Source organism: Nonomuraea dietziae (genome assembly GCF_014195505.1).
In the GTDB taxonomy this organism is placed as follows: domain Bacteria; phylum Actinomycetota; class Actinomycetes; order Streptosporangiales; family Streptosporangiaceae; genus Nonomuraea; species Nonomuraea roseola.
Window position 1 is genome coordinate 8,212,122 of sequence record NZ_JACIBV010000001.1, and the last position, 19,124, is coordinate 8,231,245.

At 72.2% G+C, this 19,124-nt stretch carries 16 protein-coding genes; 11 read left to right on the top strand and 5 right to left on the bottom strand.

Annotated elements, in window-relative coordinates:
- Positions 1-2 precede the first annotated feature (2 nt).
- The 4 genes from FHR33_RS39140 to FHR33_RS39155 all read left to right on the top strand — a co-directional run bounded on the left by FHR33_RS39140 (position 3) and on the right by FHR33_RS39155 (position 6,242).
- Entirely contained in the window at positions 3-1,373 is a 1,371-nt protein-coding gene (locus FHR33_RS39140) for an 8-oxoguanine deaminase (RefSeq protein WP_312896030.1), read from the top strand.
- Positions 1,370-3,655 (top strand): xanthine dehydrogenase family protein molybdopterin-binding subunit, encoded by a 2,286-nt coding sequence (locus tag FHR33_RS39145; protein ID WP_183658886.1) that lies wholly within the window; start codon positions 1,370-1,372, stop codon positions 3,653-3,655. The genes FHR33_RS39140 and FHR33_RS39145 overlap by 4 nt, the downstream gene beginning before the upstream one ends.
- A gap of 77 nt (positions 3,656-3,732) precedes the next feature.
- A complete protein-coding gene (locus FHR33_RS39150; RefSeq protein WP_183658888.1) occupies positions 3,733-5,130 on the top strand; it encodes an NCS2 family permease in 1,398 nt (465 codons plus the stop codon).
- Positions 5,130-6,242, top strand: coding sequence for an XdhC family protein (locus FHR33_RS39155; protein WP_183658890.1), 1,113 nt, complete (start codon positions 5,130-5,132; stop codon positions 6,240-6,242). Before FHR33_RS39150 ends, FHR33_RS39155 begins: the two co-directional genes overlap by 1 nt.
- Here the strand turns inward: FHR33_RS39155 and FHR33_RS39160 are convergent.
- Positions 6,239-7,402 carry a winged helix DNA-binding domain-containing protein gene (locus FHR33_RS39160; protein ID WP_183658892.1) on the bottom strand — a complete coding sequence of 388 codons (1,164 nt, stop codon included), beginning with the start codon at positions 7,400-7,402 and terminating at the stop codon, positions 6,239-6,241. The two genes, FHR33_RS39155 and FHR33_RS39160, sit on opposite strands and share 4 nt — an antisense overlap.
- Positions 7,403-7,655: 253 nt before the next feature.
- On the opposite strand from FHR33_RS39160, the gene FHR33_RS39165 reads away from it, so the two are divergent.
- From FHR33_RS39165 to alc, 7 genes are all read left to right on the top strand, one after another.
- On the top strand, positions 7,656-8,018 hold the full coding sequence (locus FHR33_RS39165; RefSeq protein ID WP_183658894.1) for an allophanate hydrolase-related protein: 363 nt from the start codon (positions 7,656-7,658) through the stop codon (positions 8,016-8,018).
- A complete protein-coding gene (locus FHR33_RS39170) occupies positions 8,015-8,755 on the top strand; it encodes a hydroxypyruvate isomerase family protein (protein WP_312895926.1) in 741 nt (246 codons plus the stop codon). Before FHR33_RS39165 ends, FHR33_RS39170 begins: the two co-directional genes overlap by 4 nt.
- Positions 8,752-9,594 (top strand): NAD(P)-dependent oxidoreductase, encoded by an 843-nt coding sequence (locus tag FHR33_RS39175; RefSeq protein WP_183658898.1) that lies wholly within the window; start codon positions 8,752-8,754, stop codon positions 9,592-9,594. The genes FHR33_RS39170 and FHR33_RS39175 overlap by 4 nt, the downstream gene beginning before the upstream one ends.
- 2 nt (positions 9,595-9,596) lie before the next feature.
- The gene (gene gcl / locus FHR33_RS39180) at positions 9,597-11,294 is read left to right on the top strand and encodes a glyoxylate carboligase (protein ID WP_183660559.1); all 1,698 of its coding nucleotides are present in this window, start codon (positions 9,597-9,599) and stop codon (positions 11,292-11,294) included.
- Between the two features lie 93 nt (positions 11,295-11,387).
- A complete protein-coding gene (locus FHR33_RS39185; protein WP_312895927.1) occupies positions 11,388-12,533 on the top strand; it encodes a glycerate kinase in 1,146 nt (381 codons plus the stop codon).
- Between the two features lie 34 nt (positions 12,534-12,567).
- Positions 12,568-13,872, top strand: a complete 1,305-nt coding sequence (gene allB / locus FHR33_RS39190) for an allantoinase AllB (protein WP_183658900.1) — start codon at positions 12,568-12,570, stop codon at positions 13,870-13,872.
- Positions 13,873-13,890: 18 nt separating this feature from the next.
- Positions 13,891-14,838 carry an allantoicase gene (alc, locus tag FHR33_RS39195; protein ID WP_183658902.1) on the top strand — a complete coding sequence of 316 codons (948 nt, stop codon included), beginning with the start codon at positions 13,891-13,893 and terminating at the stop codon, positions 14,836-14,838.
- Positions 14,839-14,894: 56 nt separating this feature from the next.
- On the opposite strand, the gene FHR33_RS39200 is transcribed toward alc, so the two are convergent.
- The 4 genes from FHR33_RS39200 to thiS form a co-directional block, all read right to left on the bottom strand.
- Positions 14,895-16,007, bottom strand: a complete 1,113-nt coding sequence (locus FHR33_RS39200; protein ID WP_183658904.1) for a hypothetical protein — start codon at positions 16,005-16,007, stop codon at positions 14,895-14,897.
- A 40-nt stretch (positions 16,008-16,047) separates the two neighbouring features.
- On the bottom strand, positions 16,048-17,970 hold the full coding sequence (gene pknB, locus FHR33_RS39205; protein WP_183658906.1) for a Stk1 family PASTA domain-containing Ser/Thr kinase: 1,923 nt from the start codon (positions 17,968-17,970) through the stop codon (positions 16,048-16,050).
- A gap of 197 nt (positions 17,971-18,167) precedes the next feature.
- Positions 18,168-18,923 (bottom strand): thiazole synthase, encoded by a 756-nt coding sequence (locus tag FHR33_RS39210; protein ID WP_183658908.1) that lies wholly within the window; start codon positions 18,921-18,923, stop codon positions 18,168-18,170.
- Positions 18,916-19,116, bottom strand: a complete 201-nt coding sequence (gene thiS / locus FHR33_RS39215; protein ID WP_183658910.1) for a sulfur carrier protein ThiS — start codon at positions 19,114-19,116, stop codon at positions 18,916-18,918. The genes FHR33_RS39210 and thiS overlap by 8 nt, the downstream gene beginning before the upstream one ends.
- Positions 19,117-19,124 lie beyond the last annotated feature (8 nt).

A 19,124-nucleotide genomic window follows, 5' to 3' on the forward strand; every position in this document is an offset into this window, starting at 1 on the left:
TCATCGAGAACGTCCACATCGCTCCGGTCGTGGGCCCCGAGATCGACTCCGGATACATCCGGATCGAAGGGGACCGGATCGTCTCGCTGGGAGCGGGGCCCGCGCCCGAGGGCGGCGGCGACAGGATCGACGGCACCGGCTGCCTGGCCACGCCAGGACTGGTCAACACCCACCACCACCTCTACCAGTGGGCCTCCCAGGGCCTGGCCCAGGACGCCACGCTGTTCGAGTGGCTGGTGTCGCTCTACGAGGTGTGGGCGGCGATGGACGCCGAGGTGGTGCACGGCGCGGCCTCGGCAGGGCTCGGCTGGCTGGCCCTGTCGGGCTGCACGACCTCCTCCGACCACCACTACGTCTTCCCGAAGGGCCGCGGCGACCTGTTCGCCGCCGAGATCGAGGCGGCCCGCGAGATCGGCCTCAGGTTCCACCCCGCGCGCGGGTCGATGGACAGGGGCGAGTCGCAGGGCGGGCTGCCGCCTGACGTGGTGGTAGAGCCGCTGGAGGAGATCCTCACCGCCACCCACGAGGCCATCCGCGCCTACCACGACCCCTCCTTCTCCTCCAAGCTGCGCGTCGCGGTCGCGCCGTGCTCGCCGTTCTCGGTGAGCGCCGAGCTCATGACCGAGGCCGCCGCGCTGGCCAGGGCGGAGAACGTGCGCCTGCACACCCACCTGGCCGAGACTCTGGACGAGAACGAGCACTGCGTCGAGCAGTTCGGCATGCGGCCCGTCGACTACATGGAGAAGCTCGGCTGGCTAGGGCCCGACGTGTGGTTCGCGCACGCCGTGCACCTGAGCGACGGCGACATCGCGAAGTTCGCGGCCACCGGCACGGGCTCGGCGCACTGCCCCTCCTCCAACGGGCGGCTGGGCGCCGGCATCGCCAGGGTGTCGGAGATGCTGGAGCGCGGCGCCAACGTCGGGCTCGGCGTCGACGGCAACGCCTCCTCCGAGCTCACCACGATGGCCGGCGAGATGCGGCAGGCGCTGCTGTTCCAGCGCGCCCGCTACGGCCCCACCGCGCTCACCGCCAGGCAGGCGCTGGAGATCGCCACGCTCGGCGGGGCGCGCAACCTCGGCAGGCAGGAGGAGCTCGGCTCGATCGAGCCGGGCAAGCTGGCCGACCTCGCGTTGTGGCGGGTGGACGGAGCCTTCGGCTCGGCCGTCGCCGACCCGGTGTGCCAGCTGGTGTTCGGCACCAGGCAGCCGCCGCTGGCCAGGCTGCTGGTCGGCGGCGAGACGGTCGTCGAGGACGACGAGCTGCGCACGGTGTCGCAGGACGCCGTGGGCAGGGCGGGCGCGCGCGCCCGCGACCGTCTGCTGCGCAGGGCGGCGGACCGGGGATTCAGCGCGGCGAAGGAGGTTCACTCATGAGGGGGACACCCGAGGTCATCACGGCGCCAGGAGTCGGAGGGGTGGGCGACAGCCCGCCGCGGCCCGACGGCACCCTGAAGGTGACGGGGGAGTTCGCCTACGCCTCCGACCTGTGGATCGACGGCATGCTGTGGGGCGCCACGCTGCGCAGCCCACACCCCAGGGCGCGCATCGTCTCCATCGACACCACCGAGGCGCTCGCCCAGCCGGGCGTGCACGCCGTCCTGACCCACGAGGACGTGCCAGGACGCAGGCACTACGGGCTCGACCACACATGGGATCAGCCGGTGCTGGCCATCGGCGAGGTCCGCCACCAGGGCGAGCCGATCGCGCTGGTCGCCGCCGACCACCCGGAGACGGCCCGCAGGGCGCTGGCGAGGATCGCGATCGAGTGGGAGGTGCTCGAGCCCCTGACCGACGCCCGCCGCGCCGCCTTCGACCCCTCCTACCCGCAGGTGCAGGAGCGGCCGAATCCGGCCAGGCACCAGCCCGTCCGCGTGGGGGACGTCGAGGCGGCCAGGCGGCTGGCCGAGGTCGTGGTCAGCGGCACCTTCGAGGTCGGCATCCAGGACCAGGCCTTCCTCGGCCCGGAGTCGGGGTTGGCCGTACCGGCCGAGGACGGCGGCGTGGACCTCTACGTCGCCACCCAGTGGATGCACAACGACCTCAAGCAGATCGGTCCCTGCCTCGGGCTGACCGAGGAGAAGATCAGGATGACGCTGTCGGGCGTCGGCGGCGCCTTCGGCGGGCGCGAGGACCTGTCGATGCAGATCCACGCGGCGATGCTGGCCATGCGCACGGGCAGGCCGGTCAAGATGGTCTACGACCGGCGCGAGTCGTTCTTCGGCCACGTGCACAGGCACCCCGCCGAGATGCGCTACGAGTACGGCGCGCTGAGCACCGGCGAGATCCTCTACGCCGACGTCGAGATCCTGCTCGACGGCGGCGCCTACACCTCCGCGACGCTCAACGTGGTCGGCAACGCCGCCTCGCTCGGCGTCGGACCCTACGAGATCCCCAACGTCAGCATCGACGCCTACGGCGTCTACACCAACAACCCGCCGTGCGGCGCGATGCGCGGCTTCGGCGCGGTGCAGGCGTGCTTCGCCTACGAGTCGATGATGGACAAGCTGGCCGCCGCCTGCGGGATCGACCCGGTGGAGATCCGCCAGATCAACGCCGCCTCCCAGGGCACCAGGCTCGCGACGGGCCAGGTGCTGTGGGCCCCGCTGCCGATGGCCGAGATGCTGGAGCAGGCCCGCACGCTGCCGCTTCCCGCCCCACTCGACGCCACCGACATCAGGAACCTGCCCGGTGGCGCGTCGCAGACCACGCACGGCGAGGGCGTCAGGCGAGGTGTCGGCTACGGCGTGGGGCTGAAGAACATCTGCTTCTCCGAGGGGTACGACGACTACTCCACCGCCAGGGTCAGCCTGGAGGTCATCGGGGGAGAGGCCACCGCGCTGGTCCACACCGCGGCGGCCGAGGTCGGCCAGGGGCTGGTGACCGTCGAGGCCCAGATCGCTCGCACCGAGCTGGGCATCGAGCGCGTGGTCATCCACCCCGCCGACAACCAGGTGGGAGACGCGGGGTCGAGCTCGGCCTCCCGTCAGACGTACATGACGGGAGGCGCGGTCAAGGCGGCCTGCGAGGCCGTCAGGGAGCGGCTGTTCGAGCGCCTCGACCACGACGACCTCGCGCTCGCCGGCGGCAAGATCGTCTCTGCCTCCGCGGGCGTGATCGCCTCGATCGAGGAGGTCCTCGGCGACGACGTCATCGAGGAGACGAGGGAGTACCACCACGAGCCGACCACCGGCATGGACAAGGAGAGCGGGCAGGGCGACTCGCACACCCAGCTCGCCCTGTGCGTCCACCGTGCGGTCGTGGACGTGGACGTCGAGCTCGGCCTGGTGAAGGTCGTCGAGCTCGCGGCGGTGCAGGACGTCGGGCGGATCATCAACAGGCTCTCGCTGGAGGGCCAGATCCACGGCGGCAGCGCGCAGGGGCTTGGCCTGGCGGTGATGGAGGAGATCGTGGTGCGCGACGGCGTGGTGCGCAACCCGTCGTTCACCGACTACCTCATCCCCACCATCCAGGACATGCCGCCGATGCGGCTGGAGATCCTCGAGAACGCCGACCCGCGCGCGCCGTACGGGCTGCGCGGGGCGGGAGAGCCACCCACGCTCTCCTCCACGCCCGCGATCGTCGCGGCCATCCGCGACGCCACGGGCCTGGCACTGACCAGGGTGCCGGTACGGCCGGAGCACATCACCGGCCGGTAAGGGACGAGCACACACCCCCCGCGACGGGTCCGTCATGCCCCGCCGCAGGTCGATCACGCCCTGAGGAGGGCCCGACCATGACCCAGCTGAAGCCCAGACCCACCACCGGCGACCTCTTCGACATCGCGGGAAGGGGGAGCACGGTGGGCAGGGAGGTGCGCGGCGGCATCACGACCTTCGTCGCGGTCGCCTACATCATCCTGCTCATCCCGATCATCCTGAGCGGCGCCAAGGACGTCACGGGCGCCCAGTTGAGCATCCCGCAGCTCACCACCGCCGTGACCCTGTCGGCGGCGCTGACCACGATCCTGATGGGCCTGGTGGGCAACGCGCCCTTCGCGCTCGCCTCCGGCCTCGGGGTCGCGCCCGTCGTCGCCTTCCAGGCCGCGCCCTACATGACCTGGGCGCAGGCCATGGGCCTGGTCGTGCTGGAGGGCGTGGTCATCGTGATCTTCGCCCTGACCGGCATCAGGCAGCTCATCATGGACGCCATCCCGACACCGATCAAACACGCCATCGGGGTCGGGATCGGCATGTTCATCGCGCTGATCGGCCTGGTGGACGCCGGGTTCGTCGGCAAGGGCGCGGGCACGCCCGTGACCCTCGGCGTCGGCGGGCACCTGGCGGGCTGGCCGATCGTGGTGTTCTGCGCCGGGCTGCTGCTCACCTTCGCGCTGTTCGTCAGGAAGGTGCCAGGGGCGCTGCTCATCGGCATCGTCGCGGCGACCGTCCTGGCCGTCGTGGTCAACGCGATGGTGCCGGGCCTGAAGTGGGGCGTCGTGACCCCCGAGCTGCCCTCGCAGATCATCGCCACGCCCGACTTCGGGCTGCTGTTCGACGTGGACCTGTTCGGCGGCTTCGCCTCGGCGGGCTTCCTCACCGCGACCGTGGTGCTGTTCACGCTGGTGCTGTCCGGCTTCTTCGACGCGATGGGCACCATCCTCGGCGTCGGCGAGGAGGCGGGCATGACCGACCCCGACGGACGCATCCAGGGCATCGGCAGGATCCTGACCATCGACGGCCTCGGCGCGGTCATCGGCGGCGGCGCGGGGGCCTCGGCGAACACCGTCGTCGTCGAGTCGGCCGCGGGGGTGGGGGAGGGCGCTCGCACCGGCCTCGCCAGCCTGGTCACCGGAGGACTGTTCGCCGCCGCGATGTTCCTCACCCCGCTGGCGGCCGTCGTGCCCGCACAGGCGGCCGCGCCCGCGCTGGTGCTGGTGGGCGCGCTGATGATGACCGCGGTCCGCAAGATCGAATGGGACTCGCTCGACCTGGCGATCCCGGCCTTCCTGACCATCTCGCTGATGCCGTTCACCTACTCCATCACCAACGGCGTGGGGGCCGGCATCATCGCCTACACGGTGATCAAGGCGGCCAGGGGCCGGCTCGAGGAGATCCACTGGCTGCTCTGGGTCATCAGCGCGATCTTCGTCGGGTACTTCGGCATCGGCTTCATCGAGGGCCTGGTCGGCTGATGTTCGACCTTCTGGAGGAGGTGAGCGCCTGGGCCGCCGAGGGCAGGCGGTTCGCCGTCGCCTCCGTCATCTCGACCACCGGCAGCGCCCCCCGCCAGGCGGGCGCGGCGCTGGCCGTGTCGGCCGAAGGAGAGGCCGTCGGCAGCGTGTCGGGCGGCTGCGTCGAGGGCGCGGTCTACGAGCTGTGCATGGAGGTCATCAAGACCGGCGTGCCCGCGCGCCGCACCTTCGGCTACAGCGACGACGACGCGTTCGCCGTGGGCCTCACCTGCGGCGGCGTCATCGAGGTGCTGGTCTGGCCCGGCCCGGGTCTCCTCCGGTCCGTACGGCCCGGCGAGCCCGTGGCCCTCGCCAGGGGGCTCGGGCCCTCGGCGGGCGCCGTCCTCGTGTGGCCCGACCGGCACGAGGGCGGCATGGGGGACGACGCGCTCGACGCGGTCGTGGTGGCGGAGACCAGGGCGATGCTCGAATCGGGGACGACGGGGCTGCGGGAGCTGTGCGGCGTCGAGGTGTTCGTCGAGTCGCACGCCCCCGCACCGCGTATGCTCGTCTTCGGCGCCGTCGACTTCGCGGCGGCGCTCACCAGGGCGGGCCGCCTGCTCGGCTACCACGTCACCGTGTGCGACGCCCGCCCGGTCTTCGCCACCCGCCGGCGCTTCCCCGACGCCCACGAGGTGGTCGTGGACTGGCCGCACCGCTACCTCTCACGCGTCGAGGTGGACTCCCGCACGGTCGTGGCGGTCCTCACCCACGACGCCAAGTTCGACGTGCCGCTGCTGGAGGTGGCGCTGCGGACCGGCGCGGGCTACGTGGGGGCGATGGGCTCCCGCCGTACGCACGAGGACAGGACGCGGCGGCTGCGGGAGGCGGGGCTCACCGAGGAGGAGCTGAGCAGGCTCCGCTCGCCCATCGGGCTGGACCTGGGAGCCCGCACGCCCGAGGAGACCGCCGTGTCGATCGTCGCGGAGGTCATCGCCTCCCGGCGGGGGGCCGGCGGGCTGCCGCTGTCGGAGACGCGCGGCCCCATCCACCACGAGATCCACCACGAGATCCACCCCGAGATCCACCCCGAGATCCACCACGAGATCCACCACGAGGCGGTGGGTCGCTAGCGGAGTGAGCGTTCCAGCGGGGTGCGGAAGCGGGGGGTCACCGTCACGCCGTCCAGCCACGCCGTGAGCCAGGCGGCCTCGCGCTCCACCGCCGCGACCGCGTCGGCACCCACGTCCTCCAGCAGCCGCCACACCACCTCGCCGTCGGCGCGCTGTCCCCAGCCGCCCACTACCGCGCCGTTCCACCAGACCGTGGGGCCGACGTTGCCCGACCTGTCGAACAGCTCGGCCCTGTGCGCCTGCGGGAGGTACCAGTCGCGCTGCTGCCAGCCCATCGGCGTCGGGTCGAGCGCGGGCAGCAGCGCCGCCCACGGCTCGGCGGGCTCGGCGGGCTCGACGTCGGAGGGCAGCACGTAGCCGGGCGCGCTCTCCTCCAGCTCGACCGTCACCGCCTTCACCGCCCGCAGGGCCCTGCGGACCTCGCCGAGGGTCCAGCCCGTCCACCACTTCAGGTCGGCCTCGGTGCCGGGGCCGTAGGCGGCCAGCCACCTGCGCACCAGCTCGGCCTGCGCCTCGCCCGCCGTCAGCACCGGCATCGCGGGCGCCGGCGCCCACCGGTGCTGCCCGCTGACCCACGAGCCGGACGGGCGGCCCTGCCTGACGATCAGCCCCTCGGCCGCCATGACGAACAGCAGCCTGGTGCTCACGCCCTGCTTGACCTCGTGGGCGGTGCCCGGCGCGTAGACGATCTGCCTGCGCAGGTCGGGGACCACCTCGCCGAGCCGCGTCGCGGTGAGCTCGCCGTGCTCGCGCAGCGCGGCCAGCACCTCACCCTCGACCCTGGAGATCCACCGCTCGTCGAAGCCCCCGCCGTCCATGAAGTGCTGGGTGAGCCGCTTGCGCTCGCGCACCGCGATGGCCAGCGCGCTGGAATGGTGGATGACGGGGGCCAGCTCGCGCGGCACCACGAAGATCGTGCGGCGCATCGCCGTCATCCTGACGAGGGTCCTGTCCTCGTACAGCGCCTTCTCGACAGGCTCGGGCCCCGGCGTGCCGGTGCGCGCGCCCGCCGACAGGAACACCGTGGCGGGGTCGGTGCCGTGCAGCGCGACGACCGACTCGACGGCCTCCTCGACGCTGCCCGCGCGGACGGCGAGCGCCTGGCGCAGGCCGAGCCTGGCCCGCCGCTCGGCCGTGGTGACCAGGCGGGACCCGCTCATCGGCGACCGCCTTCGGGTCGCGGTGTCATGGGGCGCGGGGGAAGAGGGGACCGGCTCACAGGGTGAGGCTAACCGCTCCCACCGACGGAAATCACTTTGGACCAACCCACAACCGTTCGCTCCGGCCGGGTCGGCAGCTTCGGACTTCCTGCCGGTAGACCGGGCGGGCGGCGGCTGTGTGTACTGGGTGGCACACCAGGTACCGCGCTGCCTCCGGCAGACCTACGGGCCTCTCCCACGAGAGGAGCCTGCGATGGCCCTGATGTTCCTCAACGGCGGCGCGATGCGAGGCGGGCCGCTGCACCACCTGCTCGGCGGAGCGCCGCTCATGGCCGAGACGCGGACCGCGCCGAAATACCGCTTCTACTCCGTCGGCGGGCGCTGCCCCGCGCTGGCGCCCGTCGCCCACGGCGGCGCCGCCATCGCGGGCGAGCTCTACGACCTCGACCTCGACCTCCTGCGGGACAGCCTGCTGCCGGCCGAGCCGCCCGAGCTGGAGCTCGGGGTGATCGAACTGGCCGACGGCGGGTCGTCGCTGGCCATGCTGCTGCGCAGGCCGCTCACCTCGCACGTGCCGCTGGTCGACATCACCGCGCAAGGAAGGTGGCTCCCGTGAGATTCGACGTGAACTGCTCGATCCTGTTCACCCGGCTCCCGCTGCTCGAACGTCCCGCCGCGGCCAGGGCCGTGGGCTTCGACGCGGTGGAGTTCTGGTGGCCCTTCGACACGGCCGTTCCCGGAGACAGGGAGGTGGACGCCTTCGTCGACGCGATCGGGAACGCCGGCGTACGGCTCGTCGGTCTCAACCTCGTCGACGACATCCCCGAAGGAGGGCGCGGGCTCGTCGGGCGCCCTGGCGACGTGCAGCGGTTCAGGGACGGCCTCGACGTCGCGGTGGGGATCGCAGGACGGCTCGGCTGCCAGGCGCTCAACGCCCTCTACGGCAACAACGGCGAGCCGGAGCTCGCCCTGGAGAACCTCGCTCTCGCGGCGCGCAAGGCCGCGGCGATCGACGCGGTCGTGCTCGTCGAGGCGCTCAACGCCTACGAGTCGCCGTCCTACCCGCTGGTGTCGGTCAAGGCGGCCACGGACGTGATCGAGGCGGTGGGCGAGCCGAACGTGCGCTTCCTGTGCGATCTCTACCACCTGGCGCGGATGGGGGAGGACCTGCCCGCCGCGCTCGCGCATCCGCTGACGGGACACGTGCAGATCGCCGACAACCCAGGCCGAGGCCGTCCGGGAACCGGCTCGCTGCCGCTGGCCGGACTGCTCGACGGCTACGAGGGGTGGGTGGGGCTGGAGTACAAGGACCCGGAGCTCGACTTCGACTGGATCAAGGAGTTTGTTACGTGAGGATCGGTTTCATCGGGCTCGGGATCATGGGGTTGCCCATGGCCGAGCACCTGGTCAGGGCGGGGCACGAGGTCGTCGGCCACGACGTGGTCGACAGACCCTTCCGCACCGCGGCGAGCGTCGCGGAGGCGGTGCGCGAGGCGGAGGTCGTCATCACGATGCTGCCGGCCGACCCGCAGGTGGAGGCCGTGTTCCCGGAGATCACGGCCAACGCGCCCCAGGACGCGCTCTACATCGACTTCTCCACCATCACCCCCCAGACCTCCCGCAGGCTGGCCGAGCAGTGGAAGCGGACGCTCGACGCGCCCGTCTCCGGCGGCGAGAAGGGGGCGGTCGACGGGGTCCTCTCCCTCATGGTCGGCGGTTCGGAGGCCGACTTCGAGGCCGCCAGGCCGATCTTCGAGGCGGTCGGGAAGACCTTCAGGCTCGTCGGCGGGCCCGGCTCGGGACAGTTCGTCAAGGCCGCCAACCAACTGGTCGTCGGCGGCACCTACGCGCTGGTGGCCGAGGCCATCGTGCTGATGGAGGCCGCGGGCGTGGACGCCGCCGCGGGGCTCGACGTGCTGGCCGGCGGGCTGGCCGCCAGCAGGATCCTCGACCTCAAGAGGGAGTCGATGCTGGCCAGGAGCTTCCAGCCGGGCTTCCGCATCGACCTGCACCACAAGGACATGGGCATCATCCTCGACGCCGCTCGCACCGCCGAGGTCGCGCTGCCCATGTCCGCGCTCACCGCGCAGCTCGTCGCCGCCGCCCGCGCCCAGGGGCACGGCTCGCTCGACCACTCCGCGCTCCTGCTGGTGGTCGAGGGGCTCTCCGCCAACGAAAGGGTCAGCCGATGAAGATGCCGGCGATGAACGCGGTCGTGGAGGTCCTCAGGTCCGAGGGCGTCGACGTGGCCTTCGGCTGTCCGGGCGCCGCGATCCTGCCCCTCTACAAGGCGATGGAGGAGCTCGGTGGCATCGAGCACCTCGTCGTCAGGCACGAGGAGGGCGCCACCCACATGGCCGACGGCTGGGCCCGCACCAACGGCAGGGTCGGCCTGGCCATCGGGACGAGCGGCCCCGCGGGAACCAACATGATCACCGGCCTCTACACCGCCTTCGCCGACTCGATCCCGATCGTCTGCGTCACCGGCCAGGCCGCCTCCACCAAGCTGCACCAGGAGGCCTTCCAGGCGGTCGACATCGTCGAGATCGCCAAACCGGTCACCAAGTGGGCCGTGCAGGTGAAGGAGGCCGCGCAGGCGCCGTGGATCTTCCGCGAGGCGTTCAGGACCGCCAGGAGCGGCCGTCCCGGTCCCGTCCTCATCGACATCCCCGTCGACATCGCCAGGCAGGTCATCGAGTACGACCCCTCGATCGACGTCCCGCTGCCCGTGGCCAGGGTCGAGCCGCACCTGCCGCGCGTCGAGCGCGCGCTCGACCTGCTCCTGGCCGCCGAGCGCCCGCTGCTGCTGTCGGGCGGCGGGGTCGTCATCGCCGACGCCTCGGCCGAGCTGGTCGAGCTGGCCGAACTCCTGCACATCCCCGTGCAGGTCACGCTCATGGGCAAGGGCTCCATCGACGAGAACCACCCGCTGTTCTCCGGCATGACCGGCATCCAGACCTCCCAGCGGTACGGCAACGCCTCCTTCCTGGAGTCGGACCTCGTGCTGGCCCTCGGCGCCCGCTTCGGCGACCGCCACACCGGCGCGCTCGACGTCTACAGGGGCGAGCGCACCTTCATCCACGTCGACATCGAGCCCACCCAGCTCGGCAGGGTCTTCGAGCCCGACCTCGGCATCGTCTCCGACACCAGGCTCTTCCTGCGGGCGATGCTGGAGCTGGCCAGGGCGCGTGGCATCAGCCGTACGGCGGGGGCGTGGCCGGCCCGCGTGGCGCAGCTGCGCAGCACGCTCACCAGGCGCGAGGACTTCGACGACATCCCCGTCAAGGCGCCCCGCGTCTACAAGGAGATCAACGACTTCTTCGACGAGGACACCTACTTCGTCACCGCCATCGGGCTCTACCAGATCTGGGGCGGGCAGCACCAGAAGGCCTTCAAGCCGCGCCGCTACCAGGTGTGCGGCCAGGCCGGGCCGCTCGGGTGGGAGATCCCCGCCGCGATCGGGGTGAAGAAGGCCGCGCCCGAGGCGCAGGTGGTGGGGGTGGTCGGCGACTACGGCTTCCAGTACCTGGTCGAGGAGCTGGCCGTCGCCGCGCAGTACGACGTGCCGTTCGTGCTCGTCATGCTCAACAACGAGTATTTGGGGCTGATCAGGCAGGCGTCGCTGCCGTACGAGATGAACTACCAGGTGGACATCCACTTCGACGAGTACGGCACCGACAACGTCAAGATCATGGAGGCGTACGGCTGCGCGGGCGTGCGCGTCTTCGATCCCGCCGAGATCCGCCCCTCGCTGGAGTGGGCGACCAAGGAGGCGGCGCGCACGTCGAGGCCGGTGCTGGTGGAGATCATGATCGAGCGCGAGGCCAACACCCCGCACGGGCTGTCCATCGACGCGGTACGCGAGTTCGAGCCGCTTCCCACCGAGGTGTGATGATGGGTCATCGCAGGCACGCCTTCCTGCCCGCTCGCACCGGGCAGGAAGGCGTGTCCGCCCATTCTTCATCATCGGCTGGGGAGTTTCGCAGTGGTTGAACATGTTCTCGTGGCGCCGGACAAGTTCAAGGGGTCGTTGTCCGCGGCCGAGGTCGCGGGCAGGGTGTCGGCGGGCCTCGGTGTCCCGACCGTCGAGCTGCCTGTCGCCGACGGCGGCGACGGCACCGTGGACGCCGCTGTGGCCTGCGGCTTCACCCGCGTCACCCTGGAGGTGACGGGGCCGACGGGCCTGCCGGTCACGGCCTCCTACGCCTGGCTCGACGAGCAGCGCACCGCCGTCGTCGAGCTGGCCGAGGCCTCGGGTCTGCGCCGCCTTCCAGGCGCCCCCGAGCCGCTGACCGCCACCAGCCACGGCACGGGCGAGCTCATCGCCCACGCCGTACGGCGCGGCGCCCGCCGGGTCGTCCTCGGCCTCGGCGGCAGCGCCTGCACCGACGGAGGGGCCGGCATGGTCCAGGCGCTCGGCGCGCGGCTGCTGACCGCCACCGGCGAGGAGCTGTCCAGGGGAGGGGCGGCCCTGCGCGAGCTCGCCAAGATCGATATCTCAGGATTCATCGACATCTCAGGGGTCGAGGTGGCCGTCGCGAGCGACGTCGACAACCCGCTGCTGGGCCCGCACGGCGCCGCGGCCGTCTACGGCCCGCAGAAGGGCGCCACCCCCGAGGACGTCGTCCTCCTCGACGCCGCGCTCGGCCGTCTGGCCGCCGTCGCCACCCAGACCCATGGCCTGCTGGGCGCCGTCGAGCACGACGGGACCCCGCGCCCCATGGGTGTGGCGGGAGCCCCCGGCGCGGGCGCGGCGGGAGGAGTCGGCTTCGCCGCCCTCGCCTTCCTGCACGCCGACATCCGCCCTGGCATCGACTACCTGCTCGACCTGCTCGGCTTCGACGAGCAGGTCAAGGGGGCGCGCCTGGTCGTCACCGGCGAGGGCTCGCTCGACGAGCAGTCGCTGCGCGGCAAGGCCCCCGTCGGCGTCGCCCAGGCCGCGGCCAGGGCGGGCGTCCCCGTGGTCGCGGTCTGCGGACGCCGCACGCTGTCGGACGAGGAGCTGCGCGCGGTCGGCATCGAGGCCGCCTACGCCCTCACCGACCTCGAACCCGACCCCGAGCGCTGCATGGCAGAGGCGGGGCCGCTGCTCGAACGCCTCGCCGCCCGCGTCGCCGCGGAACGCCTCTGACCGTCACCGATCGTCCACCGTGAGAAGGCAGGAGATGACCGAGTACGACCTCGTGGTCCGGTCCCGCAGGGCCGTCACCCCCGACGGCGAGCGTCCGGCGGCGGTCGCCGTGCGGGACGGCAGGATCGCCGCGATCCACCCCCACGACGCCCCTCTCGACGCCGCGCTCGACACCGACCTCGGCGACCTGGCGCTGCTGCCCGGCCTGGTCGACACCCACGTGCACGTCAACGAACCCGGCCGTACGCACTGGGAGGGCTTCGCCTCGGCCACCCGGGCCGCCGCGGCGGGCGGCGTGACGACCATCGTCGACATGCCGCTCAACTCCCTGCCTCCCACGGTCGATCCAGGAGCCCTCACCGTCAAGCAGGAGGCCGCGCGCGGCCAGTGCCACGTGGACGTCGGCTTCTGGGGCGGCGCGATCCCCGGCAACCTGGCCGAGCTGCGCCCCCTGCACGAGCGCGGCGTCTACGGTTTCAAGTGCTTCCTGTCCCCTTCGGGCGTGGAGGAGTTCCCCCCGCTGACCCCCGACGAGGTACGGCAGGCGCTCGAGGTCATCGCCGAGTTCGACGGGCTGATGGTCGTCCACGCGGAGGACCCCTCGCTGCTGCTCGACCCCACGGGCCCGACCTACCCCGAGTTCCTGGAGTCGAGGCCGGGCGCCTCCGAACGGCGCGCGGTCGAGCAGGTGATCGAGCTGGCGAGGCAGACCGGCGCCCGCGTCCACATCCTGCACGTCTCCAGCGCCGACTGCCTGGAGCCTCTCGCCGCCGCCCGGCGCGACGGCCTGCGCGTCTCCGCGGAGACCTGCCCGCACTACCTCACGCTCGCCGCCGAGCAGGTGCCCGAGGGCGACACCGCCTTCAAGTGCTGCCCGCCGATCCGCTCGGAGGCCAACCGCGACCTGCTCTGGGAGGGTCTGGCCGGCGGGGTGCTGAGCTGCGTCGTCTCCGACCACTCGCCCTCCCCCTCCGACCTCAAGATCCCCGACTTCGCCGCCGCGTGGGGCGGCATCGCCTCGCTCCAGCTCGGCCTGCCGGCGATCTGGACCGAGGCGTCCAAGCGCGGGCACGGCCTGCCCGACGTCGTGCGCTGGATGTCGGCCAACCCCGCGGCCCTGGCGGGGATCCCGCGCAAGGGCGGCCTGGCCCCCGGCAACGACGCCGACCTCGTCGCCTTCGACCCGGACGCCGCCAACCCCGTGGACGCCGCGGGACTGCACCACAAGAACCCCGTCACGCCCTACCACGGCCGCGTGCTCAGGGGTGTCGTGCGCACCACCTGGCTGCGCGGCGCGACCGTCGACCTCACCGCCCCGCCTCGCGGCACCTTCCTCTGACAGGAGAGAGCACACCGAATGCCCAGCTTCATCACCCTTCCCGATCTGGCCCTCCGCACGCTCGGCGGCTCGGTCGTCGCCGCCAACGACGAGTCCTTCGCCGAGAAGGAGAGCCTGATCCGCCCTGGCCGTCCCGGCTTCCAGGCCGAGACGTTCGGCAACAAGGGCCAGGTCTACGACGGCTGGGAGACGCGCCGCCGCCGTGAGCCCGGCCACGACTGGGCGATCGTCAGGCTCGGCCTGCCCGGTGTGGTCCGCGGCGTCGTGATCGACACCGCCTGGTTCAAGGGCAACTACCCGCCGCACGCCTCCGTCGAGGCCTGCGCCGTGGAGGGCCACCCGAGCGTCGCCGAGCTGGAGGCGGCCGAGTGGGTGGAGATCGTGCCGAAGAGCGAGCTCAAGGGCGACGCCGAGCACCACTTCGAGGTGGCCGACGAACGCCGCTACACCCACGTGCGCCTCAACATGTTCCCCGACGGCGGCATCGCCCGCCTGCGCGTGCACGGGGAGGTGCGCACCGACCTGTCGGTCTACGAGGGGCTCAGCCTCGACCTGGCGGCGCTGGCCAACGGCGCGGTCGTCACCTCCTGCTCCAACGAGTTCTACTCCTCGCCCAACAACGTGCTCGCGCCAGGGCTGGCCAGGCACCAGGCGGAGGGCTGGGAGACCGCGCGCCGCCGCGACGGGGGCAACGACTGGCTGGTGATCCGCCTCGCCGCGCTCGGGGTGATCAGGCTGATCGAGGTCGACACCACCAACCTGCTGTTCAACGCGCCGGGCGCGCTCTCCATGCGGGCGAGCGCGGACGGCGAGACGTGGTTCGAGCTGCTGCCGAAGACCCGCCTGCAGCCCGACACCCCGCACCGCTTCCGCGTGGACGACGACAGGCCCGCCGCCTACGTCCGCGTCGACATCTACCCCGACGGGGGGCTGGCCCGCGTCCGCCTGTTCGGCACGCCGGCCTAGAAGGGGCGTCCGGCCGGGCGCGCGCCTCGGCCGGTGTCCACCGGGGTCCGCGCGGCTCACGGGCTGAGCGTGGCCAGGGCGCCGGGTGGCAGCTCGATCCTCCTCAGCGAGAGCTCGCTCTCGCCCGGACGCCACGACACCACGTGAGCGGCGTAGTCCGGCTCCGCCGGCAGCACACCGCTTGTGGTGACGAAGCGGCCGGCGAAGACGAGCCGTCCGTCGCCGGTCCACGCCATCGAGGTGGTCTTGAGCGAGGCGGGCACCGGCATCGACGGCAGCCTGGTCCACGCCCGCGTGGCCAGGTCGAGCACCTGCACGTCGAGATACTGGCGCGGCCCTGGCCAGGCGGGGTCGGCGAACCACATCGCGATCCGCCGCCCGTCGGGGCTGACCGCCGTCCTGGACGGCTGTCCCTCGGTCGGGGGCCAGTCCAGGTGGACGGAGCTTCCCGAGCCGACGTCCACCAGAGCGGGGCCTTCCGCGTCGGAGACGAGTGCCAGGTACCGCGTCACGGCGTGCAGGTCACGTGCGCCGAACACCTCCTTGCCGGTGACCCGGTCGAGCAGCCTGGTCAGCCCCGCACCGTCGTCCCGTGCCAGCAGGCCGCGCGGCGTGTCCTGGGAGGGCGCGGCCGAGCAGGCGAAGGGCAGCGCGGGACGGAGCGCTTCACCCTCGAAGTCGAGCAGCCGCAGGCGGCACCGCTCGCCCTTCACCCGCTGCAGCGCCCACACGCCCCTGCCGTCGGCCGCGGCGAAGGCGAACAGCGCGTCGCCGAGCCGCCGCGCGGTCGCGCCACGCAGCACGTAGAGGTCGCCTGCGGCTGAGGAGTCGGGCCGGGTCGTCACGAGCAGCTCGCGCGAGCCCGCGCGCATGCCCCACACGAGCGGCTCGCCCGGCAGACCGGTCACGGGGGTGCGGGCGCCGGTGCCGACGTCGAGCCTGAACGCGCCGCCGTCACCGGTGACCAGCAGCCGCAGCCCGCTCCCAGGGGCGAGCGGCCGTCCCGAGATCGGCGTCATGGGCTGATCGCGGCCCGCGGGTCGCGAGCCCTGCCCGCTCACAGTGCCAGGGACGCTCGTGACGGGAGCGGGAGCGGGAGCGGTGGCAGGTTCCGCCGAGGCGCAGGCCGAGGCGGCCAGCAGGGCCGCGACCGCCGGGAAGAGTCTCACACCCGTACTACCGCGCCGGGCGCTGTCACGTTCCTGGCGGTCAGCGCCAGATCGTCACCATGGTGTTCGCGGGCCGCTCCTCGCCGCCACGTGGGCTCTGGAACCGAACCTGCGCCCCGTTCGAGATGTTGCGCACCTTCACCTTGTAGCCCTGCTGCTGCAGCTCGGTCGTGGCGTCCTGCACGCTCTTGAACACCACGTTGGGGACGATCCTGAAGTCCGACTGGTCATCGGCGTCCTGGCCGTTGTTCCTGCCGAACCAGTCGTCCCAGCCGCCGCCGCAGCGGGACACCGTGATGCTGGTCATCGTGCCGGGATCGACCTCGGCCTTGGCCCTGGGGTTCTGCGCGATGACCGAGCACGGCTCGGCGTCGTCGTCGACCTCGTTGACCTGCACCTGGAAGCCCTGCTCGGTCAGGAACTGCGCGGCCTCGTCCTTGGACATGCCGCTGACGTCGGGCATCACCAGGCCCGCGCTCAGCACCAGGTTGACGCTGGTGCCCTCCTTGACCTTGTCGCCGATGCTCGGCCTGGTCTGCGTCACCAGGCCGCGCGGCACCTTCGGGTTGGCGACCTTGCTCACCTTGCCCAGCTCGAGGCCCGCCTCCGACAGCTTGATCGCCGCGTCGTTCTGGTCGAGGCCCTCGACGTTGGGGACCGTCACCCGCTTGGCGCCCAGCGAGGGCACGATCGTGATCGTCGCGCCCGCCTCCACCTCGCTCCGGCTCACGGGGTCGGTGCTCAGCACCTTGCCCTGCCCGACCTTCTCGTCGTACTGGCCCTCGGCCACCTTCACGACGAGTCCGATCTTGGCCGCCTCGGTCTTGGCGCTCGCGACGTTCTTGCCGACCAGCTCGGGCACCAGGACGTACTGGGTCTGAGAGAAGTACCAGCCGGTCAGGCCGACCGCCACCACCATGAGCGCGGCCAGCGTCACCAGGAACCAGTTGGGCCTGAAGCCGCGCCTGCGCGCGGGCGGCTCACCCGAGCTCGCGGGAGCGGTCAGCACCTCGGTGCGCGGCGCGATCAGCGTCGGGTTGGCCGGCGCGACGCGGGAGCGCGGATGCTCGCCCGAGGGGACGTAGTGCTGGCCCGTGGTGTAGGGCGGGCTGGACTCCCTCGGCAGCATCCTGTGCGCGTCGACCGCGGCCACCAGCATCGCCGTGGCGTCGGCAGGACGGTCGTCGGGCTCGCGCGCGGTGGCCTGCGCCACCAGCGTGTCGATGAGGGGTGGGGCGTCCACCAGCGACGAGGGCGGCGGCACCCTGTCGTGGACGTGCCGGTAGGCGACCGACATCGGCGTCTCGCCGTCGTACGGCTGCTGCCCTGTGACCAGCTCGAACAGCATGATGCCCGCGGCGTAGACGTCGCTGCGCACGTCGGCGCCGCCGGTCATGACCTGCTCGGGCGACATGTAGCCGATCGTGCCGATCATCACGCCGGTGCGGGTCTGGTTGGTCGCCTCGATCGCCCTGGCCAGGCCGAAGTCGACGACCTTGACCCTGCCGTCGTCGGTCAGCAGGACGTTCTCGGGCTTCATGTCGCGGTGGACCATGCCCTGCTGGTGGGCGGCGCCGAGCGCGGCCAGCACCGGGATCATGATCTCGAGAGCCTCGCGGGCGGGCAGCCTGCCCCGCGCGCGCAGCACGTCGCGCAGCGTCTTGCCCGGCACGTACTCCATCGACAGGTACACCACGTCGCCGTCGGTGCCCTGGTCGAAGACGTGCACCACGTTGGGGTGTGACAGGCTGGCCACCGACTTCGCCTCGCCGATGAACCTGCGCACGAACGCGGGATCCTCGGCGAGGGAGCGGTGCATCACCTTGAGCGCGACCGTGCGGTCGAGCCTGATGTCGAGTGCCAGGTAGACCGTCGCCATCCCGCCCCGGGCGATCCGGGACTCGATGCGATAGCGCCCGTCGAGGAGTCTCCCGACCAGGGGGTCCGCAATCGTCGTGTCCACCTGGCCGAGTTTACGGGCGATTTGCCACCGGCAGGGCCGCACAATCCGAAACCGATGCCCGTTTGTTCCATGATCTTGAAGGGCGGCCCCCGCTCGGCAAGCGGACCGGCGCCCCAGAAGGTCTCGCCGTGAACCACGGCCACTTCAGGCCCGCGCTCACCAAGGCGGGGAAAAGGCTCCCATGGCGTGCGGGGGCCTCACGGGGTCATCGGCGAGGAGGCCTCCGCGTAGCGCCGCCTGGGGATGCGGCCCGCCTGGCGTGCCAGCCGTCCGGCCTGGACCGCGAGGCGCATCGCCGAGGCCATCTGGTCGGGGCGCTGCGCCCTGGTCACCGCCGTGGCCAGCAGGACGGCGTCGCACCCCAGCTCCATCGCCAGCGCCGCGTCGCTCGCGGTGCCGATGCCGGCGTCGAGGATCACCGGCACCGAGGCCGACTCCACGATCAGCTCGATGTTGTGCGGGTTGCGGATGCCGAGGCCCGAGCCGATCGGCGCGCCGAGCGGCATCACCGCCGCGCACCCGGCCTGCTCCAGGCGGCGCGCTAGCGCAGGGTCGTCGCCGATGTACGGCAGGACCACGAACCCCTCGGCGACCAGCCGCTCGGCCGCGTCGAAGGTCTCGATCGGGTCGGGCAGCAGGGTCCGCTCATCGTTGATGACCTCGAGCTTCACCCATGCGGTGCCGAGCGCCTCACGGGCCAGCCTGGCGGTCAGCACCGCCTCGCCCGCGGTGAAGCAGCCCGCGGTGTTGGGCAGCACCTTGATCCGCCGCTCGCGCAGCACGTCGAGCACGCTGCCGCGCGCGGCGGGGTCGAGGCGGCGCATCGCCACCGTGGTCAGCTCGGTGCCCGAGGCGACCAGCGCCTGGTCGAGCACCTCCAGCGAGGGCGCGCCCCCTGTGCCCATGATGAGCCGCGAGGAGAACTTCTCTCCCGCGATGATCAGTTCATCCACCCTGCACCGCCGTGAGAATCTCGATCCTGTCGCGGTCGGCCAGTGCCGTGGTCGCCCACGTGCCCCTGGTGACCACCTCGTCGTTGACCGCGACGGCCACGCCCGTCGTCTGCTCGGTCAGCCGCTGGACGGCTTGCGCCACCGTGGTGCCGTCGGGCACCTCGTGCGCGGCACCGTTGATCGTCACTTCCATCAGCACTT